Source organism: Anaerostipes sp. Marseille-Q3525 (assembly GCF_018223505.1).
In the GTDB taxonomy this organism is placed as follows: domain Bacteria; phylum Bacillota; class Clostridia; order Lachnospirales; family Lachnospiraceae; genus Anaerostipes; species Anaerostipes amylophilus.
This window is the reverse complement of record NZ_JAGTTT010000007.1, coordinates 1-25,064: the sequence shown is the minus strand read 5'-3', so window position 1 is coordinate 25,064 and position 25,064 is coordinate 1. Positions and strand designations below refer to the sequence as shown.

The 25,064-nt window shown below is 37.1% G+C and carries 20 protein-coding genes and 1 rRNA gene; 4 read left to right on the top strand and 17 right to left on the bottom strand.

Annotated features, from left to right (window positions below):
• Positions 1-8 precede the first annotated feature (8 nt).
• From KE503_RS04900 to KE503_RS04880, 5 genes are all read right to left on the bottom strand, one after another.
• Positions 9-1,490 carry an extracellular solute-binding protein gene (locus KE503_RS04900; protein ID WP_212384619.1) on the bottom strand — a complete coding sequence of 494 codons (1,482 nt, stop codon included), beginning with the start codon at positions 1,488-1,490 and terminating at the stop codon, positions 9-11.
• A 136-nt stretch (positions 1,491-1,626) separates the two neighbouring features.
• Positions 1,627-2,712 carry a tRNA 2-thiouridine(34) synthase MnmA gene (gene mnmA, locus KE503_RS04895; RefSeq protein ID WP_081020042.1) on the bottom strand — a complete coding sequence of 362 codons (1,086 nt, stop codon included), beginning with the start codon at positions 2,710-2,712 and terminating at the stop codon, positions 1,627-1,629.
• A 9-nt stretch (positions 2,713-2,721) separates the two neighbouring features.
• Positions 2,722-3,159, bottom strand: a complete 438-nt coding sequence (gene nifU / locus KE503_RS04890) for a Fe-S cluster assembly scaffold protein NifU (protein WP_008391662.1) — start codon at positions 3,157-3,159, stop codon at positions 2,722-2,724.
• 34 nt (positions 3,160-3,193) lie between these two features.
• The gene (gene nifS / locus KE503_RS04885) at positions 3,194-4,378 is read right to left on the bottom strand and encodes a cysteine desulfurase NifS (RefSeq protein ID WP_055197238.1); all 1,185 of its coding nucleotides are present in this window, start codon (positions 4,376-4,378) and stop codon (positions 3,194-3,196) included.
• 2 nt (positions 4,379-4,380) lie between these two features.
• Entirely contained in the window at positions 4,381-4,839 is a 459-nt protein-coding gene (locus KE503_RS04880) for an RrF2 family transcriptional regulator (protein WP_022375440.1), read from the bottom strand.
• A gap of 135 nt (positions 4,840-4,974) precedes the next feature.
• Between KE503_RS04880 and KE503_RS04875 the strand changes: the two genes are divergently transcribed.
• Positions 4,975-6,291, top strand: a complete 1,317-nt coding sequence (locus KE503_RS04875; RefSeq protein WP_055197236.1) for a polysaccharide biosynthesis protein — start codon at positions 4,975-4,977, stop codon at positions 6,289-6,291.
• Positions 6,292-6,362: 71 nt separating this feature from the next.
• Here KE503_RS04875 and KE503_RS14845 read toward each other — a convergent pair whose 3' ends face one another.
• From KE503_RS14845 to KE503_RS04860, 4 genes are all read right to left on the bottom strand, one after another.
• Complete coding sequence (locus KE503_RS14845) at positions 6,363-6,713, bottom strand: PD-(D/E)XK nuclease domain-containing protein (protein ID WP_055197234.1); 351 nt, start codon at positions 6,711-6,713, stop codon at positions 6,363-6,365.
• Positions 6,700-7,137 (bottom strand): AAA family ATPase, encoded by a 438-nt coding sequence (locus KE503_RS14840; protein ID WP_055197232.1) that lies wholly within the window; start codon positions 7,135-7,137, stop codon positions 6,700-6,702. Before KE503_RS14840 ends, KE503_RS14845 begins: the two co-directional genes overlap by 14 nt.
• Positions 7,138-7,307: 170 nt before the next feature.
• Positions 7,308-8,984: a S8 family peptidase gene (locus KE503_RS04865; protein WP_022375435.1), complete on the bottom strand. Its 1,677-nt coding sequence runs from the start codon at positions 8,982-8,984 to the stop codon at positions 7,308-7,310.
• A gap of 96 nt (positions 8,985-9,080) precedes the next feature.
• Positions 9,081-11,039 (bottom strand): fructose-1,6-bisphosphatase, encoded by a 1,959-nt coding sequence (locus tag KE503_RS04860; RefSeq protein WP_212384618.1) that lies wholly within the window; start codon positions 11,037-11,039, stop codon positions 9,081-9,083.
• 225 nt (positions 11,040-11,264) lie between these two features.
• On the opposite strand from KE503_RS04860, the gene KE503_RS04855 reads away from it, so the two are divergent.
• Positions 11,265-12,323 carry a hypothetical protein gene (locus KE503_RS04855; protein WP_117944545.1) on the top strand — a complete coding sequence of 353 codons (1,059 nt, stop codon included), beginning with the start codon at positions 11,265-11,267 and terminating at the stop codon, positions 12,321-12,323.
• A gap of 118 nt (positions 12,324-12,441) precedes the next feature.
• Entirely contained in the window at positions 12,442-13,467 is a 1,026-nt protein-coding gene (locus KE503_RS04850) for a branched-chain amino acid aminotransferase (RefSeq protein ID WP_022375432.1), read from the top strand.
• A 179-nt stretch (positions 13,468-13,646) separates the two neighbouring features.
• Here KE503_RS04850 and clpX read toward each other — a convergent pair whose 3' ends face one another.
• The 6 genes from clpX to KE503_RS04820 form a co-directional block, all read right to left on the bottom strand.
• Positions 13,647-15,032, bottom strand: a complete 1,386-nt coding sequence (gene clpX, locus KE503_RS04845) for an ATP-dependent Clp protease ATP-binding subunit ClpX (RefSeq protein WP_212384617.1) — start codon at positions 15,030-15,032, stop codon at positions 13,647-13,649.
• 18 nt (positions 15,033-15,050) lie between these two features.
• Entirely contained in the window at positions 15,051-16,442 is a 1,392-nt protein-coding gene (gene pdxR / locus KE503_RS04840) for a MocR-like pyridoxine biosynthesis transcription factor PdxR (RefSeq protein ID WP_212384616.1), read from the bottom strand.
• Between the two features lie 24 nt (positions 16,443-16,466).
• Positions 16,467-17,237: a peptidylprolyl isomerase gene (locus KE503_RS04835; RefSeq protein ID WP_212384615.1), complete on the bottom strand. Its 771-nt coding sequence runs from the start codon at positions 17,235-17,237 to the stop codon at positions 16,467-16,469.
• Positions 17,238-17,293: 56 nt separating this feature from the next.
• Positions 17,294-18,283 carry a Gfo/Idh/MocA family protein gene (locus tag KE503_RS04830; protein ID WP_022375428.1) on the bottom strand — a complete coding sequence of 330 codons (990 nt, stop codon included), beginning with the start codon at positions 18,281-18,283 and terminating at the stop codon, positions 17,294-17,296.
• Positions 18,280-18,720, bottom strand: coding sequence for an Rrf2 family transcriptional regulator (locus KE503_RS04825; RefSeq protein ID WP_022375427.1), 441 nt, complete (start codon positions 18,718-18,720; stop codon positions 18,280-18,282). The genes KE503_RS04830 and KE503_RS04825 overlap by 4 nt, the downstream gene beginning before the upstream one ends.
• A gap of 62 nt (positions 18,721-18,782) precedes the next feature.
• Positions 18,783-19,784, bottom strand: coding sequence for a calcium/sodium antiporter (locus tag KE503_RS04820; RefSeq protein WP_212384614.1), 1,002 nt, complete (start codon positions 19,782-19,784; stop codon positions 18,783-18,785).
• A gap of 344 nt (positions 19,785-20,128) precedes the next feature.
• On the opposite strand from KE503_RS04820, the gene KE503_RS04815 reads away from it, so the two are divergent.
• Positions 20,129-22,957 (top strand): bifunctional diguanylate cyclase/phosphohydrolase, encoded by a 2,829-nt coding sequence (locus tag KE503_RS04815; RefSeq protein ID WP_249182967.1) that lies wholly within the window; start codon positions 20,129-20,131, stop codon positions 22,955-22,957.
• Positions 22,958-22,997: 40 nt separating this feature from the next.
• On the opposite strand, the gene mgtE is transcribed toward KE503_RS04815, so the two are convergent.
• Positions 22,998-24,395, bottom strand: coding sequence for a magnesium transporter (gene mgtE, locus KE503_RS04810; protein ID WP_008391695.1), 1,398 nt, complete (start codon positions 24,393-24,395; stop codon positions 22,998-23,000).
• 492 nt (positions 24,396-24,887) lie between these two features.
• Positions 24,888-25,064 (bottom strand): 23S ribosomal RNA (locus KE503_RS04805); the annotation flags it as partial.

The following is a 25,064-nucleotide window of genomic DNA, read 5'->3' as shown; positions in this document are numbered from 1 at the left end:
TGAAACTTTCATTTCGTTTCCTTTGCTTCCTGTGCTTTCTCAAGTGCACTGCAAAATCCCTGATACCATGTTTCAAAATTCTTATCTGATGTGTATTGCTTTAACACACTTTCTCTGGATGCACCTGCCTTGATCGCTTTATCAATGGCAGCTTTATCCGCAGTTGCCTGATCGGATAAATTATAGTCCAAGACTTTTCGCATACTATATCCATTCTTGAATGTCTTTGTTGTGTAAAATTTTGTTTTATCAAAATTATCCAATGTGTTCTTCAGACAATCGTAGGTTTTATCATCTACTTTGATCTTCTTATCTTTGATCATCTGATTCACACTCTTCATATTGTTGGCTTCTTTCAAAACTGGCAGATAAGAAGATTCACAAACAAATTCAAGGTTTTGTTTTTTCTTTGAAAACCATTTTAAAAATACAGTCGCTGCATATTCGTGTTTATCATCTGATTTCGTCACTGCCATTCCAGCACCCTGCTGCACTTTATAATTTTTTCCACCTTTCATGATCGGTGCTTCTAATACTTTATAATCAATCTTATGAGAACCCTTATCTTCTTCTACCTTATCCGGGAAATAAAATGCAGAAGACGTAGAACCTGTATATGCAATAATATTTCCTGTCTTCACATCGTCAGATCTGAATCTTCCGTAAGATGCAAAATAGCCACTCACATATGGTACATAATAGTTTTCCCATAAACGTTTTATGGAGTTTTTATCTACATTCACTGTTACTTTTCCATCTTTGACTCTAAATAATTCCTGACCCATCTGCTTCATTCCGATCACAAAATAATTTGACATGGAATCTCTTCCATAGAATGCTTTTCCATCATTTGGTGTATTCGGTGTCTTTGCATCTGTCCATTCATAGTATTTCTTTGCTACTTTTGTGATTCCCTCTGTTGTCTTCAGGTCATCCGTTGTCACTTTCATTGCCTTGGCAAATGGTTCCCAGTCTGTCGTATTTAAAAGCATTGCTTCCGTTGATTTAGCAACTGGAAGTAAATACAGCTTTTTATCGTTATTTAAATATCCTTCTTTGATGTAGGAATCTACATATTTTGAAAGTTCTTTCTTCGTAAAATATGGTGATAGATCTGCTAATTTTCCCTTTTTCTGGATGGAATATGCCGTATCTGCATAAGTTGAAAAAATATCTGGCATATCTTCTGCACCTACTTCTTCGTTTACCGAACTTGTCAATGCCTTATCAAGATCTGCAACTGATCCGTGTCCATAGCCTTCAACATAAATTCCTTGTTCTTTTCCAACGGTTGAATTAAATTTCTCTAGTAGTTTGTCAAATATTGCCTGCTGGTTTCCATTATAATAATGCCAGACTTTTAACGTCACTGGATTATCTGGGTCTAGCTTGACCGTCTTTGCCTCATCTTTCTTTAAACTGCCACATGCTGTCAATAATGATATGATCATCATGCATGCCATCAGTGCGGCCAGAAACCTTTTTTTCATAATATCATTTCCCCCTTATCATCATGAACTGCTTTTTTCATTATAACATGATTTTTTTATTTGAAATAGAAAAATATAGAAAACAAGGAAGTTTTTATACCTTTTTTGAGATATAAAAACTTCCTTGTTTTTTTATTTATTCATTTGCCGCACGAAGAATCGTAGCTCCTCCTGCAACAATATCTCCATCATAGAATACAACGGCCTGTCCCGGTGTGATCGCTCTTTGTGGGTCGTCAAAGACAACTCTCACTTCATCTTCCCCTGTCATATAAACTCTGCAAGGAACTTCCGGACTATTATAACGGATCTTCGCCATCAGTCTCATACCATCTTCAAATGCTGGTACAGACATACAGTTAACTTTATTTCCATATAAAACATTGGCAAATAAATCCTGCTTGTCTCCGACGACGACCTCATTCGTATCTTTATCTACTTTAATGACATATCCTGGTTTCTTCAAGGACAGTCCCAAACCTCTTCTCTGTCCTACAGTATAGTAGATGATTCCTTTGTGCTGTCCTAAGACATTGCCTTCTGGATCTACAAAATTTCCTTTTGGAATCTTTGTTCCAGTTGTCTCTTCAATAAATTCACCATAGTTATCATCTACAAAGCAGATATCCTGACTATCAGGCTTCTTAGCTACTAAAAGTCCGATCTCTTCTGCGATCGCTCTGACTTCATCTTTGGTATATGCCCCGATTGGCATGAGTGTTTTGGAAAGCTGATTCTGAGTCAGATTATACAGGGCATAGGTCTGATCTTTCTTCTGTGTCTTAGAACATTTTAATGCGTAACGTCCGTTATCAAGCTTTGTGATCTGTGAATAATGTCCGGTTGCAATATAGTCTGCTCCAATATCTAAGCAACGCTTTAACAAGGACTCCCATTTTACATAACGGTTACATGCGATACATGGATTTGGAGTTCTTGCATTTAAATATTCTTCACAGAAATAGTCAATGACTTTATCTTTGAAGTCTTTTCTGAAGTTCATAACATAATGTGGGATTCCAATTGCCTGGGCAACACGTCTTGCGTCATCAACCGCTGATAATCCACAGCATCCGCCATTCTCCTCCTGAACAAACTCATCTTCTTCCTGCCAGATCTGCATTGTCACACCGATCACGTCATATCCCTGCTTCTTTAAGAGATATGCCGCAACAGATGAGTCAACACCTCCTGACATTCCAACCACGACTTTTTCTTTCACAGCTGCCTCCTAGTATTCCTCTTCTTCTTCACCTTCACTGATATCTGTTTTAGGTTTTTCTAATCCTTCGATCTTGATACCATTTTTCTCAGCATAATCCCATAATGCTGCGTGAATTGCTTCTTCTGCAAGTAAAGAACAGTGAACTTTCACTGGTGGAAGTCCGTCTAATGCTTCCATAACAGCTTTGTTTGTTACTTCTAATGCCTGCTGGATGTTCTTTCCTTTTACTAATTCTGTTGCCATACTGCTTGTTGCAACAGCTGCTCCACATCCAAATGTCTTGAATTTGACATCCTGAATGATTCCATTATCATCGATATCTAAGTAGATTCTCATGATATCTCCACATTTTGCGTTACCAACTGTTCCAACACCACTGGCGTTTTCAATTTCTCCTACGTTTCTTGGATGCTGAAAATGATCCATTACTTTCTCACTGTACATTGTGATTCCTCCTGATTTATCTATCTATAATTTTCTAGTTATTTTTCTTTACGAAATCTTCGTATAATGGTGACATCTTTCTTAATTTTGTCACGATTTCTTTGATCTTATCAACAACATAGTCCATATCTTCTTTTGTTGTTTCTTCTCCAATTGTCATACGAAGTGATCCATGAGCGATCTCATGAGGCAGTCCGATAGCTAACAATACATGAGATGGATCTAAAGATCCAGATGTACATGCTGATCCACTAGATGCACAGATTCCTGCCATATCAAGCATGATCAGTAAGGATTCACCTTCGATAAACTGGAAACTGATGTTGATATTATTGGGTACTCTCTTCACTGCATCTCCATTTAATCTGCAGTATGGAACTTCTGCTAAGATTCTCTTGATCGCATAGTCACGAACTTCTGTTTCTTTCTTGATTCTTTCATCCATTGTTGCAAATGCGATCTCGACTGCTTTTGCAAGTCCTACGATACCTGTGATATTTTCTGTTCCGGCACGTCTCTTTCTTTCCTGAGCTCCACCATGAACGAAAGAACGAAGTTTTAATCCTTTTCTGATATATAAGAATCCGATTCCTTTTGGTCCACCGAATTTATGTCCGCTGACACTTAACATATCGATGTTGTATTCATCGACATTGATTGGAATCTGTGCATATGCCTGAACTGCGTCTGTATGGAAGATGATTCCATGTTCTTTCGCGATCGCACCGATCTCTTTGATTGGCTGGATCGTTCCGATCTCGTTGTTTGCAAACATCACAGAAATTAAGATCGTATCTGGTCTGATTGCTGCTTTTAGGTCATCTAATTTTAAGATTCCGTTTTCATCAACATCGATATATGTGATCTCGAATCCTCTTTTTTCAAGATATTCACATGTATGAAGGATCGCATGATGCTCGATCTTACTTGTGATGATATGTTTTCCTTTGCTTGCATAAGCTTCTGCTGTACATTTTAATGCCCAGTTATCAGATTCAGAACCACCTGCTGTAAAATAGATGTTCTCTGGTGTTGTTCCAAGAGATTTTGCGATCGTATCTCTTGATTCATCTATGACTTTACGGTTATTTAATGCTGGTGTATATACACTGGATGGGTTCCAGAAATTTTCTGTAAAATAAGGAAGCATTGCATCTACAACTTCCGGTCTTGTTGCTGTAGTTGCTGCATGATCTAAGTAAATGATTTTCTTTTCCATGATTATGATTCCTGCCTTTCTTCTTGATCATATTTATTATGTATTTCGATTGATTCTTCCATCAATTCTTGTAAGGTAATTGAATCAACCGCCTGCTGGATGCTATCATTGATTCTTTGCCAGACTGTCTTAGTTACACAGAACTTTGTTCCGCTGCAAGTGGATGTATCTCCAGTAAATGCTGCACAGTCGATCGGTGTTAGATCTCCTTCCAGAGTTCTTAAAATATCTCCTGCGGAAATGTCTTTTGGATCTTTATCCAACATATATCCACCTTGTGCCCCACGAATACTTTTGATGATTCCTGCCTTCTTAAGTTTTGGTAATAATTGCTCTAAGTAGCTGACAGAAATATTCTGCCGTTCTGCGATCGCACTGATCGGTACCGGACTATCCTGACTGTATACTGCAATATCTACCATTGCTCTTAATCCATAGCGTCCTTTTGTCGATAATTTCATTCTCTCACCTCAATCCCGACTATATAACTCGGATTTCATTTGTTATATTAACAAAGCATCTTTGTGATGTCAACATTATTTGGAATATCTTATTTTTTTATTTCATACAATGATTAAAAACGGCTGGTATCTCTTATGAAAAATGCAAGCCCATTTATCTGTGGCACTGTGATCTTAACAATTTCAAATTTTCTTTCACGGCTCATTGGATTCTATAATAGAATATTTCTTGCAGGGATGATTGGTGCACATCAGATTGGAATTTATCAGTTGATCTTTCCTGTATATCTTCTTGGGTTTGCGGTCTGCTTTCAGGGATTTCAGATTGCACTTTCTAAGATCACTGCGGAAAAAAAAGCTGCAGGAATAGTTGATGCTGCCAAAACAACTCTTCGACTTACAATTATTTTGACAATGGTGCTTTGTTTTATTTTTTCCTTTTTTTGCTTTGTATATGCAGATAAAATCTGTGCTGTCTTTCTTCATGAACCTGCCTGCGTGCCATGCCTTCGGCTTGCTGTCCTTGTTCTTCCTTTTGTCGGTGTCAAAAATTGTATTCATGGATATTGTCTTGGAGTCGGAAATTCTTATGTCCCCGCGCTTTCTTTGTGTTTAGAACAGATTTCTCGGGTTTCTTCCATTTTTTTGCTTTCTATATTCTTGATAGAAAAAATGCCAGTTGCTGCATTCCTTGCTGTTTGTGGAATGGCTGTCGGTGAAATCGTTTCATTTTTCTTTACTGTGATCTATTATCTTTTACATAAAAAATCTGATCATGTTAAGGCAGGATCCGGTTCGACTGTATCAAAACGTTCTTTATGTTACGAACTGTTATCTCTTGGGATTCCCCTGACTTTAAACAGCTTGTCTGTCACTTTATTGCAGAGTGTGCAAAGTATTCTGATTCCGATGATGTTATATCGCTTTTATGGAAATCGGTATCGTAGTGTCGAGATTTATGGAATCTTAAGTGGAATGGTACTTCCTTTTATTATGTTTCCATCTACGATCACAAATGCTTTATCTTTAATGCTCTTACCTAAGATTTCCGCTGCCAAAGCTGAAAATAATTCTGCTTATCTTAGACGTTGTGCGATCCTGCCTATCATTTTTTGTTTGATTCTTGGAGTTGGGGCTTGGGGCGGATTCTTTGTATTAGCTCCTTGGATTGGGAACTTCTTTTTTCATAATAAACTTTGCGGGGAATATTTAAGATTATTGTCTTTTCTATGTCCGTTTTTGTATTGTTCTTCAATCTTATCTACGATTTTAAATGGACTTGGAAAAACGAAAGATACACTGCTACATAACAGTGTATCTCTTGTGATTCAGATCTGTTTTATTTTATTTGTCATTCCTTTGTATGGGGTTAAGGGATATTTTGGAGGATTGTTTCTTAGTTGTTTGTTCCTTTGCTGGGCGAATTATCGGAAATTGAAAATTGTGATTTGATAGGCTTTCGTATATGTGACAAAAATCTACAGTTGGCCAACTCCACAACTTAAATTTTTTCTACCTTACAACTACTTCTTCAAAATCGTACATCTCTTTTTATAAAAAGAAATCCCATAACAAATCACTTCATCACAGCTGTCTTCATACTCTTTTGCATACATCCGTTGATCGATCTGTTTGATCGCTGCCTGACAATCCTGATCCATTGCATCGATCGTCTTCGAATACTTTGCCTCGAATATCACAACTCTTCCATCTATAGAGTCATAAACAACCACATCACTTCTGCCTTCTCCATGTTCTTTATTTGATTCCACCATATATCCTGCTCCTGCAAAAATTCCTGCAAGAAATGGGTAGAAATCTTCTTTATAATCGTGATAACTGATTGTTTTTCTAAGTAGTTTATTCTTTTCCATAATATTTATTCATGATCTGCAATAATAATTGTAAGGAGCGCGAAATCTCAACTGTACTGGCTTGCTGATTCTGTAATCTTCGAAACATCTGTCGTTCATTCTCACTTAGTTGTTCACAATCTGTTAAGTATGAATGCTCTTCAAATAAACTTCCAATCTCATATACTAACTGATCATATGCTCCTTGGAAGTTTAATCCATCAATATTTTTAAATGTTAGAAAAATGACTAGATACTGGTTCATCCACTCTTTGCATACATTATCTTTTTTTGAAATCTCCAGACCTTCAAATAATTTCCTGCTGTCTTTTTTTATATCAAAGAAATTGTATAACATACTCATTCCAAGTGTTTTTCCAAAACGTCTTGGTCTTGTGATCAATGTAACTTCCGTTGCTGGTGTTTTTAGAATTTCACTGACCAAGCCTGATTTAGTCTGAAATTCCTACTGGAATGTTTAAGTTTATCATGTTACACCTTCTTTCCTGCGATATTAATAGTTAACAAAAATATCACTTTTTTCCATTTTGAACACTTGTAATATTTTCAATCCTGTCTCCTGCTGCTTCAAACAATTTTCTTATCTTCATTCTTTTACCGTATTCCCAAAAACGTCTCATAAAGATCAACTTCCCCATATCCCCATTCTCGATTAGGATATATTCTCCCTTGATCTCTTCTTGCACCGCGGATCAGATAATTCTTAATCCTCGTCGTATTCATCTGCATATCATTTTTCTGTACAATTCCCCATTCCAACATCAATGCTGCGATTCCCGCTGTGATAGCTCCTGAGACACTGGTTCCTGATCTTCTTCCATAACGATTTCTTGGAAGTGGTCCTAAGATTTCTACTCCGGGTGCTGTAAAATCTGGTTTGATCGCATTTCTTGGGAAACCTCTGCTGCTGTCGATCGCAAGACTTCCTGTATTAGAATTATAATTTCCGCAACACATTAATAATCCTGTATTGGATGGTGCTACCAGTGTATTATATGGTGTCGATTCTAAAAAAAATGTGTCTTCACTTAGAAAATTTGTAATTGGAAGCCATAGATCAAACTCTCTGTTTCCAACTTCATCATCGCTGACATAGATATTCCAAATCCCGGGGGCTGGATTTTGAAATCTCATAACGATGACAGGTGCTCCTGCAGATGTATCTACTGTAAAATATTCCACGATCAGCCTTGTTCTTTCCAGTAAAAATGTGACATCTCTCTGTCCGCTTAATCCTCCTTGAATCCTTCCCGTTTTCTGTCCAGATGGTGATTCGATATCCACATAATATCGGTTTGGTGCTAATCCCCATAATTCCATCGTAAATCCATATTCTGATTCTCCGACTTTTACTTCTACTTTGGATGCATTTTGTGAAACCTGACCGCTGTAGTGATGTCTTGCCTGCCCTTCATTTCCGGCACTTGTGACGACTGCAACTCCTCGAAGCATAGCTCTGCCTGACAGATATTGATCTAATGGACCTGTTCCAAGATGGGATGCAAGGCTTGTTCCGATTCCTAAAAATATGACAACAGGTCTTTGCAGTTGTTCTGCGATCGCATCAATATAGCGGACTGCCAGCATGATATCTGTTTCTGCATATACTTCGTATTTTGGGTCAATGCAGTAGTATTCTTTTAAATAATCTTTTGCCTTTCTTAACTTGACAACAATGAGTCCTGCATTTGGGGCAATCCCTGAAAAACCTGCTTCGTTGTCCTCATTTCCTGCGATTAATCCTGCTAAAAAAGTACCATGTCCGGATTCATCCTTCGATGGTACTTTTTCTTGCGGCACTTTACTTCTTAGTGCTTCTTCGATCTGTTCTTTTGTGTATTCTGTTCCGTATCCTAGGAAGGTATCTTCTGGATTGCCTTTGATTGTCTGATCCCATAGAGAATAAATCTTGCTGCTACCGTCTTCATAGCGGAATGCCTGATGTTCATAGTCGATTCCTGTATCGATCATTCCGACCAAGACACCATTTCCATAAAGTTCTAACGTACTTCTCCTTACTTGTGCAACTCCAACATCTTCTAACATCTGTGTATCCATCAAGCCAAAACATCTTGGGATCGTGTTGTATGGGCAGTTTTGTCCGTAGATTGATGTCCGTCCATTTTTCGGGACGTATGCGATTGCAAATCTTTGATCGATGACTGTGATACATTCGGTGTTAAATTCTTCTTTTACATAGTCAACAACTCCACTATATTCTCCAATAAATTCAAAGTAGTCATCACTTTGAGCGGCATTTTCGCATGGCATAAGAATACCTCGGATTTTTTTATAGTTTATGCTGCAACTTCTTAATTTGTTATTTTACAGTAACCTTACACTTCATTGTCTTACCATTGCAACTTGCTATAATATACGCTCCGTAATCAGTCCTTTCTGATAAGCCCATAATAACTGTTCAAGATCTGCCACTTTTTCTTGTAATGCTTTTCCATTATCCGTATCAAGAACACATTTTCGTTTTGTTACCTTATTGATAATCGTTGTGTCAGAATGAATATCTGTTTCCTCACGAATTGCTGTATCTCTTGATACAAATGGTTCATGTGCTACGATTTTTAATTCATACGAATTCGAAACAAGTGTATATCCCGCAATTCCTGTTGTCTTCTGATATGCTTTTGAAAATCCTCCATCAATGACAAACAGTTTACCACCACATTTAATCGGACTTTCTCCTTTCTTGACCGCAACTGGCATATGTCCATTGACGATCTTTCCTGTCGCCGGATCTAAGCCAAACTCTTCTAAGATCTGATTGATCACTGTTTCATTTTCATACCATTGATAATAATAGTCTTTTTTCTCTTTCTTAAGATCTGCATCATCCAGAAAATACCTTTCAAACGTTGCCATCTTTGCTTTTCCATAAACAGGTGAATTTTCATTAGACCAGATGAACCACATGATATCCTGTCCGTATTTTCTATCTTTCATATTCTTCTCTTCATAATACCCTTGTCTTGCCAGATGTTCCAAGATATCATAAAGTTCTTTTCCCGCATATTTTCTTCCTTCGATCTCTACCTCACGGAAGGTACCATCTTCATTCAACGGTACACAGCCATGATACAGAAGCATTCCATTAAATACTTTATATAAATTTCCTTTCGCAAACAAAAATCTTACATGTTCCTGAAGATAAGCACAATATTTAAATACGGTCACAAGATGATCCATCACGTATTCTTCTTCTTTTGTCAGCTTATATGGATCTTCTGGATCGATCGTTGGAAAATTCTTGTCTTTTAGTTCATATTCCTTTCCATCCAATGTGATCGTTCCTTTTTCATAATCAACCTTGTCTAATAACAATCGATCGTCCATTAAAAAATCCGGACGCCGTTTGATCAGTTGTCCTTCAACTTTGAACTGAATGATGGCGATTGCTTTATGCATCTTCTTATTTAATTCTTCTTCACGGATGTTACTTTCATCAACTTCTCCAGATGCATGGAATAGCTCACAATCGTCATCTTTATAACATTCCAGTGCAAATCTTGCCAATGGGATCAGATTAATTCCATAACCATTTTCCAATACATCCAGATTATTATATCTTGCACAGATCCTTACTACATTACAAATACATGCCCGATGCCCGGATGCAGCTCCCATCCATAAAATATCATGATTTCCCCACTGAATATCTACATTCTCCGTTTTCATGATACAATCCATGATCCTGTGTGGACCTGAACCTCTGTCATAAATATCACCGATCACATGCAAATGGTCAATGGAAAGATCCTGAATCAGATGTGCCATTGCTGCGATAAACTGTCTGACCCTTCCTGTTGTTATGATCGTCTCAAGAATCTGTTCTACATATTTTTTCTTATCTGCTCTTCGATGTTCCACCATCAATTCTTCCATAATATAGGCAAATTGAGGATTCATTGCTTTTCTTACTTTTGATCTTGTATACTTGTTTCCAACCGCTCTTGCAACATGCACAAGCCGTACCATCGTATCATGCTGCCACTCTAACAGTTCATTCCTTGGTAATTCTTCTTCCATTAAATCCATTTTCTGCTCTGGATAATAGATAACAGATGCTAGATTTTTCTTTTGTTTTTTTGTTAGTGTATTTCCAAATTCATCCTCAATCTTACTTCTGACTGCTCCTGATCCATTTCTTATAATATGACTGAATTTCTCATATTCTCCGTGGACATCAGACAGGTAATGTTCTGTTCCTTTTGGCAAATGTAAGATTGCCTGAAGATTAATGATCTCCGTTGAAGCAGCTGCGACATTTGGATAACGCACTGCCAGTTCCTTTAGATACTTCATCTGGTCCATGAGAAGAATCCCCTTTCGTTTACGCTTATTTTATTGTTCTGTAATATTATATCATTATTTTTCATACTTTCCCAATAACTTTCTTTCATTTTCCTTAATTATGATGCTTTTATGAAAATAATGTCATTTCTTGTGTTATACTGTAGTCAGTCTTTGCAAAATCTATGTAAATTTTCTGATTTTTGATCGTAGATTTGAAAGGCTGCATACAATAAGGAGGAGATTATGTTAAAAAAGAACAAAAGCATTGCACTGGTGATGATCTTAACTTTATTGATCGTCACTTCTTCTTGTGCACCAAAAAACTCGCAGACAGAACTTAACCAGCCTGCAAAAACAAACACCTCTTGGGAGCGGAAACTTTGCAGATCAAAACTTAATATCATCAGTTCTTATGGTGATGATCAGGCATTTCACCCAAAAGTCTTGAATTTTGACAAACCTTGGAACGGCTACCGCTACTGGATGGCTTATACACCATACCCAGGTGCTGACCAGCGAAAAGAAAATCCCCATGTCTGCGTATCCAATGATAAAATTCACTGGAAACCATTTGAAGGAGAAGGAAAAGCTGTTGCATTGGATCCACTAACTCCATTTGAAAATCCTGACAAGCAATATAATTCTGATACACATCTTGTATATAGAAAGGATATCAATACTTTGGAATGCTACTGGCGCCAGGTTGATAATCGTACCCAGATCGATAAGATCATGAAACGCACAACAACTGATGGTATCCATTGGAGTAAAGCTCAAAATGTATTGGTTTCTGATGCACACACTGACCGCATTCTAAGTCCATCGATCATCTATGAAAATGGACGATATAAGATGTGGACCGTTAATTGCAAAGGAAAATATCCGATTCTATACCGTGAAAGCAAAGACGGATTCCATTGGAGTAATCCACGCAAGATTCAGTTAAAATATCCATCAAATAATCTTCGCAGCTGGCATCTCGATGTCATTCATACGAACAAAGGATATGAGATAATCGTTGTTGCTTTCATTAATGGTCATAAGCACAGAGAAATGAATCTTTACTATACTTCTTCTAAAAATGAACATGATTTTAAGAAATGTATCACGATCTTAAAACCATCCCAAAAGAAGAAAACATGGGATAACCGTGGTATTTACCGCAGCAGCTTCTTTGTAGAAAATGGCACCTATTATATCTATTACAGCGGCATCGGTTATCCAAAGGGACCAAAAAGTTCTCAAGGTGTTGGTCTTACCTATGGGCCATCGGTGAAAAACATTCATGGTTATGATGTATAAAATATCTTGACGTCATAAATATTCGGGTGTAAACTGTTAGCAATAAGAATTTTTAGCCAACCATCCATAGACTGGCTAACGACTCTACAATAAGATTAGAAGGAAGTGCATTAATATTATGGAAAAGAAAAATATCGACTGGGCTAACATCGGTTTTGGTTATATGCCAACAGATTACCGTTTTGTTGCAAATTATAAAGATGGAGCATGGGATGAAGGAGCATTAACTACAGATGCTACGATCACACTCTCTGAATGTGCCGGTGTATTACAGTACGCTCAGACATGTTTTGAAGGAATGAAAGCTTACACAACTGAAGATGGACATATTGTTGTATTCCGTCCTGACTTAAATGCAAGCCGTATGGCAGATTCTTGTAGAAGACTTGAAATGCCTGTATTCCCTGAAGACAAATTTGTAGAAGCCATTGAGAAAGTTGTTGCAGCTAACGAAGCATTCGTACCACCTTTTGGTTCTGGTGCTACATTATATATCCGTCCATATATGTTTGGAAGTGACGCCGTTATCGGTGTTAAACCTGCAAACGAATACCAGTTTCGTGTATTCACTACACCTGTAGGACCTTACTTCAAAGAAGGTGCAAAACCTATTACTATCCGTGTCAGTGATTACGATCGTGCTGCACCTCACGGAACAGGAAACATCAAAGCTGGATTAAACTATGCAATGAGCCTTTACCCAATCATGGAAGCTCATCGTCAGGGATTTGATGAAAATATGTATCTTGACCCAGCAACAAGAACAAAAGTAGAAGAAACAGGTGGAGCTAACTTTATCTTCGTTACAAAAGATGGTAAAGTCGTAACACCTAAATCTGACAGCATTCTTCCATCTATCACTCGTCGTTCTTTAGTTTATGTAGCAAAAGAATATCTTGGACTTGAAGTTGAAGAACGTGAAGTATTATTTGATGAAGTAAAAGATTTCGCTGAATGTGGATTATGCGGAACAGCCGCAGTTATCTCTCCTGTAGGAAAGATTTATGATCATGGTAACGAAATCTGTTTCCCAAGCGGAATGGAAAAAATGGGACCAGTCATCCAGAAATTATATGATACTTTAACAGGAATCCAGATGGGACATATCGAAGCACCTGAAGGATGGATTAAGGTTATTAAATAATCTTTCGTAATCAATAGAATATAGAAAATAAAATAGTAGTCAAATTGACTACTATTTTATTTTCTATATTCTTTTATACGGAAGGTTATTGAATCACATAAAAATGCAGACGGAAAGCTATTGGTTAATAATTCCGTCTGCATTGTGTTTAGATATATCGTGGATTATCTGGATTGTATTTATTGGTCTCTTAGATGAATTTCTGGATTTCCGTGGTTTTCGATGTAGCCTCTTGTGATCGTTACACTTCCGATCGTGTCGTCTTTTGGTATTTCGTACATGATGTCCAGCATAAATTTCTCGATGATCGCACGTAATGCTCTGGCTCCTGTTTTCTTTTTCAGGGCTTGTTCTGCGATGGCTTCTAATGCTCCATCGTCGAATTCTAATTTGACTTCATCTAGTTCTAATAACTTCTGGTATTGTTTCAGGATCGCATTCTTTGGTTCTTTTAAGATCTTGACTAACATTTCTTTTGTTAATCCGTCTAATGTAAATACCATTGGAAGTCTTCCGATAAATTCTGGGATCATTCCATATTCTCTCAGATCGTCGTTTGTGACTTTGGAGATGATGTTCTCTTCGTTATCAAAGTGATCTTTAAGATCCGCTCCGAATCCGATAGATGTTTTCTTCATCAGTCGTTTTTTGATGATTCCTTCGAGTCTTGGGAAAGCTCCTCCGCAAATAAAAAGGATATTTCTTGTATTGATCGTTGTCAGTGGTACCATGGCGTTTTTGCTTGTAGCTCCGACTGGTACTTCGACTTCTGCTCCTTCTAAAAGTTTTAACAGTCCCTGCTGTACGGATTCTCCGCTGACATCTCTGCTGTTTGTGTTTTGTTTCTTGGCGATCTTATCGATCTCATCGATAAATACGATTCCGTGTTCTGCACGATCTACATCGTTGTCTGCAGCCTGTAAAAGCTTTGATAAGACACTTTCTACGTCATCTCCAATATATCCGGCCTCCGTTAATGATGTGGCGTCTGTGATCGCAAGGGGCACTTTTAACAGTCTTGCCAGTGTTTTGACAAGATATGTTTTACCACTTCCTGTTGGTCCGATCATCAGCATATTGGATTTGTCGATTTCAATCTCATCCATTGTATTTGTGACCACTCGTTTGTAATGGTTATATACTGCAACAGACATGACTTTCTTTGCATAATCTTGTCCAATGACATATTCATCTAACATTGCCTTGATCTGATGTGGTGCTGGAATGTCTTTTAATGTAAGTTCTGGCGTTTCTTTTTTGTCTTTCTTTTTCTTCTTTACTTCTGCTTTTGGCTGCATACTTTGCATATCGTTCATCATCTTTGTGATGTCCATGCTGTCAAGATCCATATTTCTTGCATCAATGAAACCAAACTGGCCATTGCTCATAGAATTTAATGTTCTTTGCATGCAGTCTGTACAAATATAAATATTATTAGGAAGTTCTAACATCTTACCGGCTGCAGATTCCGGACGTCTGCAAAGATAGCAGTAATGTTCTACACCTTTGTGTTCGTCTTCATTTGTTACTTCCTCAATCTCGTTTTGATTCTTCTCTTCTGACATATGATTGTCCTCCACTGTTTATTTTGAATAGAGTACTTCTCTTATAATTTCAATCCCTCTTATCATATCTTCTTTTTTCATTCTAGTAAACCCTAAAATATATTCTTCTGTCGATGGCTTTCCTTCAATATAGTACCATGAAAGCGGATAGATCATCACACCTCTTTGTTTTAATTCTTTCTGGAACTTGTAAGGATCATTTACCGGGAAGCTTACAATGATATGTGCACCAGCTCCATGTCCATATATTTTGATCTTTGAATCCAATTTTTTAAGACTTATGATAAGCTGATCATGTTTTTCCTTATAAATATTTCTCATGCGATTTAAATGCCGCTCAAAATGTCCTTCTGTCAGAAACATGGTTAATACTTTCTGATCAATTCTTGATACTGCACATGAAAATGTCCGCCCAATCTTCTGGTATTGTTTTACCAGCTTTTGAGGTAATACCATATAACATACACGAATGGCCGGTGCGATCGCTTTTGAAAATGTTCCAGTATAAATTACATTTTCTCCATCGTCTAATCCCTGCATTGCTGGAATTGGCTTTCCTTGATATCTGAATTCACTGTCATAGTCATCTTCAATAATATAACGGTCTGGGTCTTTTTTTGCCCATCTTAGTAACTGGCTTCTACGACCAACTGGCATGATCACTCCAGTTGGATACTGATGTGCTGGTGTCACATAGGCCAGATTAGCATCTGTTTGTTCTAGCTGCTCCACACACATTCCCGATTCATCCATAGTGATCGGATAAATCTTAAATTTTAGTTCTTTTAAGATTGCATAAGCATTTTTGTATACTGGATTCTCAATTCCGATAGAAACTTTCTCTCCAAGAATCTGATGAATCAAAAACAATAGATTCTCCATTCCTGCTGCCACTACAATCTGGCTAGTGTGAACATGCACACCTCTTGACTGTCTCAAATAATACATGATTGCCTTACGAAGTTCTAAATCTCCCTGAAAATTTCCCTTCTGGAACAATTCACTATTATCATTGATCATGATCTCTTTTAAAAGTTTTCTCCAAATATGATATGGAAACTGCGTCATATCAACTCCTACCGGAGAAAAATCATAAGGAACTTCTTCCTTCTTGATTTCTTCTTCCTCGTCCTCAATTTTAACTGGAATATGTAATTCTGCGAGTTCTTCAACCTGACAGACAAAAAATCCCCTTTTGGGCTTTGACTCTATATAGCCTTCTGCACACAACTGTGCATAAGCTGTATCCACTGTATTGCGGCTTACATCCAGATGTTTTGCAAGTCTTCTTGCAGAAGGAAGCCTTGCCCCGAAAGGTAAAGCTCCTGTTACAATTTCTTCTTTTATAGAATTATAAATCTGCTCATATAAAGGTTCTTTCCTTGATGCATCAAGTGCAACGATCAGCATATCATCACCTGTTTCCCCTTTTATTTATTTTGCATTTGAAACCGCCATTTTCTCAATCACAACTTTCTTCACCGGCTGGCTTTGTTCCCCACTTCCACTATCCTTTGTCTCACATGCTGCAATCTTATCTAACACATCATATCCTTCGATCATCTGTCCGAATACCGTATAGCTTCCTGTCAAGGATGGGTATCCACCCTGATCTAAAAATAATTGTTTTTGTTTCTTGGTAAAATCCATAGTTCCTTCTTCCAGACCTTTTTTTGCTGTATCTGATTTGGCCTGAACGATGAAGAACTGGCTTCCATTTGTATCAGCTCCAGAATTTGCCATACATAACGCCCCTCTTAAAGGTAAAAGTTCATCACAGACTTCATTCTTAAATTCTTCTCCCCAGATACTTTCGCCTCCAGTACCTGTTCCTGTTGGATCTCCACCCTGGATCATAAAATCATTAATGACTCTGTGAAAGATCTGTCCGTCAAAATATCCATTTGATGCAAGTGTTACGAAGTTTTTCACTGCCAATGGTGCTTTTTTCATAAAAAATTTAAACTTCATCTCTCCATAACCTTTAACTTGCATCGTAACAATTGTTTCACCCTTTTGTACTTCAGCCAGCTGATCCGTTTTCTTTGCTGCTGTGATCTTTGGTACTTTATATTTGGACTGTACTTTCATTTTGGCTTCCGTTGTTGCTGTTGTTGTTTCTTTGCTGTCCTCTTTCTTTGATGAGCATCCCACACATAGTGACATTGCCATCATCAAACATCCTGCTGCTATGATCTTTCTCATGTTTTTTGATTTCCCTTCTTGTTTATTAGTCTTATTTTAAAATCTCTTATTTAGGATCATTGTTCTCTGATCTTATCTGCTGGAAATATGATTCCTGTCTGTCTTCGTACTTCATCTGTGATATCCATCTCAATCTCTGATGATCTTAAAAATTCATGATCGACTTTATGTTTTTTGATCAGTTCTATAAAATCTTTTGTCTCGTAGAGCATTGGATTGTCTCTTTTTTCAAATTGTAATTCTTCTTTCTCCCCATTACGATAAAGAATCGTAATCTTCTTAATGATCGGACATTCTTCAATGATCATACAGCCCTTTTCTCCCTGAATCTGTGTTGGCAGTTTAGAATCTGTGATCTTGGAATAAATGATCTCTGCCTGCTTATCTCCATAAGATGCGATCACACTTCCTGCTCCATCAACTCCATTTTCAAGAAAAATGCTGTCCGCCAAGATTTTTTCTGGTTTGCCAAATAAACTTGCGAGGAAATGGATGCAATAAGATCCAATATCCATTAATGCCCCATTAGAAAGCTTTGGATTGAACGCATTCTCTATGATACCATTTTTGAATTTGTCATATCTAGAAGAATACTGACAATACTGGATCGTTGCTCTCCTTATCGTTCCGATCTTATGAAGATTATCCATCATTGCATAAAATCCTGGTGAATGAACATTCTTCATAGCTTCCATAAATACAACACCTTGTTCTTTCGCTGCTTGGGTAAGTATATCTAATTCTTCACGATTTGAACAGACTGGTTTCTCGCACAAAACATGTTTTCCATAATTGATCATTGTAATGGAATGTGCGTAATGCATATAAGTCGGACTTGCTACATAAACAGCATCAATCTCTGGATCTTGTGCCATTTCTTCGTAATTGTTATATACTTTCTCTACACCATATTTTGCTGCAAACTGCTTTCCTTTTTCTAAATTTCTTGAATATACCGCAGTTAATTTAATCTCTTCTAATTCCTGAACTCCTTCCATGAACCAGTCTGTGATAAAGTTGGTTCCGATCGTTGCTAATCTGATCATTCGTTCTCCTTCCTGATCCACTCTTCCATCTCTTCTTTTACATCTTCTAAGGTTATCTTAGCAAGTTCTTGTTCCATCGCCCTTTGTACTTTATCTAATTTACTATCCAGCACATGATGGATATTACGGCCTACCGGACATTTCTGGTTTGGCTTCTCATGGAAATGGAATAATTCTTCCTGTGGTGTGCATTCCACAGCCTGATAAATATCTAAAAATGTGATCTCATTAAATGGACGTTTCACTTTCACGCCGCCAGTTCCTCTTAATACTTCAACCAGGTCTGCTGCTTTGAGCTGTTGCAAAAGTTTCCTTATGATCACGGGATTCGTTCCGATGCTTGCTGCCATAAAATCACTGGTCATTTTCATATCTTTAAATACATCTATACATGCAAACATATGAATCGCCATTGTAAATCTGCTTGATATCTGCATTTTCTTTCCTCCTGTATACCTTATATTTTATAGTGGCAGTGGTGTAATGTCAATGATTACGACTAGCGCATAATGATGTATGCACTATAGCATAAATACAAGCAGATCATTATGATTCCTTCTGTTCTTGAAATCTCTTTTTTTGTTGCTCCAAAAAACCATACAACGATAGAAAATACGACTAATACAACAATATCGATAATATTTTCACCGATCAATTGTAATGGACTGATCGCAGATGCGATTCCAAGTACCATAAGAATGTTAAAGATATTGGAACCGATCGCATTCCCGACCGCCATATCAACTTCATTTTTTCTTGCGGCTACGATGGATGTGACCAGTTCTGGAAGAGACGTTCCAATCGAAACAATCGTTAATCCTACAAGATTCTGGCTCATTCCAAAATCTATGGCAATCCTGCTTGCGGCATCAACTGTAAGATCTCCACCAAATGCAATGGCTGCTGCACCTCCAATGATACATAACAGACTCTTTGGATAAGACATGATCATCAATTCTTCATTTTCCATTGTTTCAAGTTGTACGACTTCCTGATTATTTCTGGCACGCATTGCCTGAAAAACCATCATAAGAACATATACGGCAAATATAATAAGGAAAATGATTCCATCAAAACGTCCAAGGATCATATGTGATCTATCTCCGAATGCAAGATAACCAAATATGAGAAGTAATGTCGCACATACAAGAGATAATGGAATATCTCTTATAATTGTTTCTCTTTTTACACCGATCGTTGCTAAAATTGAACAGACTCCGATCACAAACATCATATTAAAGATATTAGAACCAACTACATTACTGATCGCCAGAGCATTATTATTGGCAATAGACGCTGTTACACTGACTGCAGTTTCTGGAAGTGATGTTCCCATGGCTACGATCGTCAATCCAATGATAATAGAAGGAACTTTTAAACGTTTGGCGACACTTGAACTTCCTTCTACAAAATAGTCTGCTCCTTTCATTAAAAATGCAAATCCTATGATCAGACAGATGATCACTAAAAATAATGGGGATTGGTTGATAAATTTCTCCATTTGTTTTTCTCCTTTCAAAATTGTCTTTTTATTTGTACATAAGAAAAACTCATGTATGTTCCAGATATACTATAAGAACATACATGAGTCTCATTCTTTAATATTTGCCAGGCTGACTTGCTTGATATCTGCGAGTCATTACCGAGTCTGTTGACAAATCACGTCTTTGTATGACGCGAACTACTCCCTCATGGAATATTGATTGTTTGATTACTTTAACAAAAAAATATTGATCTGTCAAGTATAGTTTAAATTGCAAATTGAATCATAAAACCGTATAATAAAATTAATTATGTTGATTTTGATATACAATGCGATCAACAAATGGAGGGGGGAAACTATTTTTGATCAGAAAACCATACAAAACTAATAAAAATATTTCCAGACTATTTTATATTTTGATGATGATCATCTTTGTCTGGTTCATTGGGATTCAGATTTTAGGACCTGATGAACAGTTTTTTGACCAATCTGGACATTCCATCATCTACAATGGTACTTTTACATGGAAGAAATCCGATGGCACAAAACAAAACATTTCTGTTCCTGGACGTTATAAAGTTCCAGCAAAACAGACGATGATCATTACTACTACACTTCCAGATGATTATAACGAGAATGTGATCGCAATCCGTTCTTCCCTTCAAGATGTACGTTTTTACATTGATGGAAAACTTCGAAAAGAGTACAATGCAAAAAGCCTTCACCGATTTGGCAAAAACTCTGCCAGCCGTTATATATTCTGCAATACTTCGTCTGCAGATGCCGGAAAGGAACTTTGTCTGGAACTTACAACATATACGAGTAACTACTCTGGTGTTGTCAATACGATTTACTGTGGAGATCAAATGCAGATCTGGAGTTATATTTTCAATCATAACTTCTCTGGAACCGTGATCGAATCATTTATCTTTTTTGCATCGATTGTCACAATCTTATTCAGTATCGCCCTTGGAATTGTTTACAAAACCAAGTTTAATATGGAATATCTTGGATGGTGTATGCTTATGGGTTCTGTCTGGATGATCGGAGAATCAAAAATGCGGCAGATCCTTGTTCCAAATGCATCTGGACTTGCAACTTCATGTTTTATTATGCTCATGTTATGTCCGTTGCCGATTTCCTTATATGTCAATAATCTTCAGAAAGGTAAATATAAAAAGATCTTTCAATCGATTTGTTTTATTGCTTTATTGAATTTTATCATCTGTACGATCCTGCATCTTACAGGTGTTGCAGATTATATTGAGACAATGCCAGCAGCACACGCAATCCTTATTATTACTTTCCTTGCTGTCATTCTTACTTTCCTGATCAGATATTGGAATCATCGGAGTCGAAGTGATTGCCTGTTGTTCTTTGGACTGCTTATTACAATGCTTTCTGTGATTTTTGAAGCAATTTCTGTATATTACAAAGTATCTGTTTCCGGTGTATTTGTCGGTATCGCTATTTTGATCTTACTGTTTATAAATGTGATCTATACGATCCATATCATCCGTGATATCATCAAACGCCAGCAGCAGGAAGAACTCGATAAACGTAAAAAAAATATAGAAGAGATGTCTCTGCAGTTGATGCAAATGTTATCCACCACGATCGAGGCAAAAGATGAATATACGAAAGGACATTCTCATCGTGTTGCAGAGTATTCCGTTTTGATTGCTCGTGAACTTGGATGGAATGAAAAAGAACTTAGTAATCTAAAAAATGCTGCTCATCTTCATGATATCGGCAAAATTGCTATTCCTGATACCATTTTAAATAAACCAAGCAAACTTTCTGAGGAAGAATTTTCTATTATTAAGGAACATACAATCATTGGTGCAAATATCTTAAAGAATATTTCTCTGATCGATCACGTACAAGAAATTGTACGCAATCATCATGAACGTTATGATGGAAATGGTTATCCTGACGGTTTAAAGGGAAAAGAGATTCCACTACATGCAAGAATTGTTGCGGTTGCTGACAGTTATGATGCTATGAGTTCCCAGAGAATTTACCGAAATCAACTTCCGCCAGAAAAGATCATACAGGAATTAGAGAATAATAAAGGGACTCAGTTCGATCCTGAGATCACTGATATCTTTTTAAAACTATTAAGGGAAGATCGTATTCATATCAAAGAAGATCATTTAAGTATCACTGAGAATACTCAGATTCCTGAAGCTGAAATCGAAATGAGTCAATTCATTTCTGACATCATGAGCACGATCCGTACACAAAAAACCAAAGAAAATCTCGACTTTTTAACTGGGCTTCCAACCAGAAATAAAGGTGAGCAAACCATTGCGCAGTTGATGAAACGCCACAGCGGATGTCTTGTCTTTATGGATATGGACAATTTAAAAACCATCAATGACATCTATGGCCACAAAGCTGGTGACCGTGTATTGAAGCTTCTTGGTAATCTATTATTAGAATATTCCAGTGAATGTCTTGTCTGTCGTCTTGGCGGAGATGAATTCCTATTATTTATGCCAAATGCTGATCAAAATAGTATTACAGAAGTTATAACTGCTATTTTTAAGAAATTTAATACTCGAAAGGAACAAGATCCTGAGCTTCATGCTGCATCCATTTCTGCCGGACTATATATGTGCAATATTGGAGATTCTTTTGACGAATGTTATACAAAAGCTGATAAAGCACTATATTTCGTAAAACAAAATGGAAAAAGCGACTTCTCCTTTTATCGGCAGATTTCTGAATCTGGGTGTGACGACCACACGGTTGAAAATGATCTCTCTTTAATTGCAAAAGCATTACGTGAAAATGGTAATTACTCTGGTGTACTTGATCTTGATTATCGTGAGTTTGCTAAAATCTATGAATATATGCATCATCTGGGTAACCGCTACAAATATCACTGTTATCTAGTGATGGTCACGATGGAAACAAATCCTGATCATATCATGTATATCGAGAACATCGAGGATGCGCTTGATTGCATGGAACAGGCGATCCGTCAAAAAATTCGAAAAGTTGATATCTGTACTCATTACAGTTCCATGCAGTATCTGATCATTTTATATGAGACTGATGAAACAAAGATACCTCAGATTATGAATCGTATCTTTATCGAATATTATAAGTTATATAGCAAACATCATCTTGAACCAACTTATGAATATATTCCGATCATGAAAAATAAAGCACCAAACATATAAAGAAGAGAGTGGCAAGAATTTACTTTTGCCACTCTCTTCTTTATATATGGAATAACTGAATCAACACAAGACCAGAAAGTCCATAATATGTGATAACTGCAACTAGATCATTGATAGTTGTGATCAATGGACCAGAAGCCACTGCTGGGTCAATATTGATCTTATGAAAGAACATTGGAATGATCGTTCCTACAAGGCTTGAGATCACCATCGCAACGATCAGTGAAATTCCTACGCACCCTGAAATCAGGAATGAAGAAATCCATGCATAATGTTTAAATAAATGAATGTACACCCCTAAAAATACGAGTGCCATGATCGCTAGGCTCGCTCCATTTAAGAAACCGATCTTCATTTCTTTAAATAACAAAGCAATCTTTTTCTTACCTGACAGATTTTCATCCATTAATACGCGGATTGTTACAGCTAAAGACTGTGTTCCAACATTTCCCGCCATATCAAGTACCAGGGATTGGAAACAGATAACGATTGGTAATACCGCAACAATAGATTCAAACATTCCAACAACTGAGGATACTGCCATTCCTAAGAATAACAATGCGATCAACCATGGAAGTCTCTTCTTCATACTAACTATCGTGGGTTCATTTAAATCTTCCTCTTCTGTTAAACCAGCAAGTTTTGCATAGTCATCTCCCATCTCGTCATCGACCAATTCTACAATATCGGAAGATGTTAAGATTCCTGCGATTTTCTTATCTTGTGTCAGTACTGGGATGGAATCTTCTTCGTAATCTGTTAAGATTTCCATACATTCACTGATTTTTTCATGTTCATATACATAAGGATAAGAACTGCTTATGATGTCCTGTAGATTATCATGTTCTCTTGCGATGATCAAATCTTTCAGATCGATCGCTCCTGCAAAAATCCCATTCTCATCTATCACATAAAGTGTCTGGATATTATCATGTTCTCCTGCCTGCTTTACAAGTGTACTCATTGCCTCACGAATCGTTACATCATTTCTTACTACGATATAATTATTCGTCATACAACTACCGATCTGATCTTCCTCGTAAGACAGCAGTTTCTGAACATCTTCTTTTGCTTCTTTATCCAGTCTCTTTAATAATTTGTATTTATCTTCTTCATTTAATTCTTCAAACAGATCCATCGCATCATCTGAATCCATGTTTGATACAACTTTCGCTGCCTGTTCAATTGGCATTTCTTCCAGATATTTTCCTGGTTCCTCTTCGATATAAGAAAAAATCTCTGCAATATCTGCAATGTCTAAAATGTCATAGATACATTTTCTAACTGTTTTATCTGATTCTACGATTGCATTTGCAATATCTCTTTCGTGATAAGCTGCGATCTTTTTCTTTAATTCTTCTCTATCTTTCGTTGTCTGTACGATCTTGATCAATTCTTTTGCATAATCTGTTCTATGCTGATTTCTTGCATTTTTCATGATATCCTCCTTCTTTTCCTAAATCTGGTTGCAAAATTCTGTTTCGCGGTGTATCAAAAAGGATATCATAATACAAATGTTGCTATTCGTGTATCTTCACAGAGAGCAGCATTCGCATCTTATATTTTCTTTTTTGACCCCGCATACAACTTCGTCCTATACGATCGCAACTATCCATGAACATACACCTCCTTTCACATCTTTACTAATGTCTCTCAGTATTTTTTGTTTTCGTTCTGGGTTATATTATCAGTTTTTTCTGATATCGTCAACCTATTTTACTATGATTTAACAATCTTTTCCGCCGCAGTGCGATCCTGCCCGGAGGGCTTTTTAATATCATAGGGGATTCCATCGGAATTTCCTATGATATTAAAAAAAGCATCCTTATCTCTAAGAATGCTCGAATTTCATTATTAAATCTATATATAAAGGATATACCTTCAAAACAACATACAAGAACTATTCACATCTTTTACACTTCAGCCTTCTTTGGTTAAAGCCTCGACCGATTAGTAACAGTCAGCTCCATACGTTACCGTACTTCCACCTCTGCCCTATCTACCTCGTCGTCTTCAAGGGGTCTTACTACCTTTCGGTATGGGAAATCTTATCTTTAGGGGGGCTTCACGCTTAGATGCCTTCAGCGTTTATCCCTTCCAGACTTGG

What these genes read in the sequence shown, in the direction of transcription:
- KE503_RS04900 (WP_212384619.1), bottom strand. Translation starts at nt 1,490, where the DNA reads ATGAAAAAAAGGTTTCTGGCCGCACTGATGGCATGCATGATGATCATA.
- nifU (WP_008391662.1), bottom strand. Translation starts at nt 3,159, where the DNA reads ATGTACAGTGAGAAAGTAATGGATCATTTTCAGCATCCAAGAAACGTA.
- nifS (WP_055197238.1), bottom strand. Translation starts at nt 4,378, where the DNA reads ATGGAAAAGAAAATCATTTACTTAGATCATGCAGCAACTACAGCAACA.
- KE503_RS04880 (WP_022375440.1), bottom strand. Translation starts at nt 4,839, where the DNA reads ATGAAATTATCGACAAAAGGACGCTATGGATTAAGAGCAATGGTAGAT.
- KE503_RS04875 (WP_055197236.1), top strand. Translation starts at nt 4,975, where the DNA reads ATGAAAAATGCAAGCCCATTTATCTGTGGCACTGTGATCTTAACAATT.
- KE503_RS14845 (WP_055197234.1), bottom strand. Translation starts at nt 6,713, where the DNA reads ATGGAAAAGAATAAACTACTTAGAAAAACAATCAGTTATCACGATTAT.
- KE503_RS04865 (WP_022375435.1), bottom strand. Translation starts at nt 8,984, where the DNA reads ATGCCATGCGAAAATGCCGCTCAAAGTGATGACTACTTTGAATTTATT.
- KE503_RS04860 (WP_212384618.1), bottom strand. Translation starts at nt 11,039, where the DNA reads ATGGACCAGATGAAGTATCTAAAGGAACTGGCAGTGCGTTATCCAAAT.
- KE503_RS04855 (WP_117944545.1), top strand. Translation starts at nt 11,265, where the DNA reads ATGTTAAAAAAGAACAAAAGCATTGCACTGGTGATGATCTTAACTTTA.
- KE503_RS04850 (WP_022375432.1), top strand. Translation starts at nt 12,442, where the DNA reads ATGGAAAAGAAAAATATCGACTGGGCTAACATCGGTTTTGGTTATATG.
- clpX (WP_212384617.1), bottom strand. Translation starts at nt 15,032, where the DNA reads ATGTCAGAAGAGAAGAATCAAAACGAGATTGAGGAAGTAACAAATGAA.
- pdxR (WP_212384616.1), bottom strand. Translation starts at nt 16,442, where the DNA reads ATGCTGATCGTTGCACTTGATGCATCAAGGAAAGAACCTTTATATGAG.
- KE503_RS04835 (WP_212384615.1), bottom strand. Translation starts at nt 17,237, where the DNA reads ATGAGAAAGATCATAGCAGCAGGATGTTTGATGATGGCAATGTCACTA.
- KE503_RS04830 (WP_022375428.1), bottom strand. Translation starts at nt 18,283, where the DNA reads ATGATCAGATTAGCAACGATCGGAACCAACTTTATCACAGACTGGTTC.
- KE503_RS04825 (WP_022375427.1), bottom strand. Translation starts at nt 18,720, where the DNA reads ATGCAGATATCAAGCAGATTTACAATGGCGATTCATATGTTTGCATGT.
- KE503_RS04820 (WP_212384614.1), bottom strand. Translation starts at nt 19,784, where the DNA reads ATGGAGAAATTTATCAACCAATCCCCATTATTTTTAGTGATCATCTGT.
- mgtE (WP_008391695.1), bottom strand. Translation starts at nt 24,395, where the DNA reads ATGAAAAATGCAAGAAATCAGCATAGAACAGATTATGCAAAAGAATTG.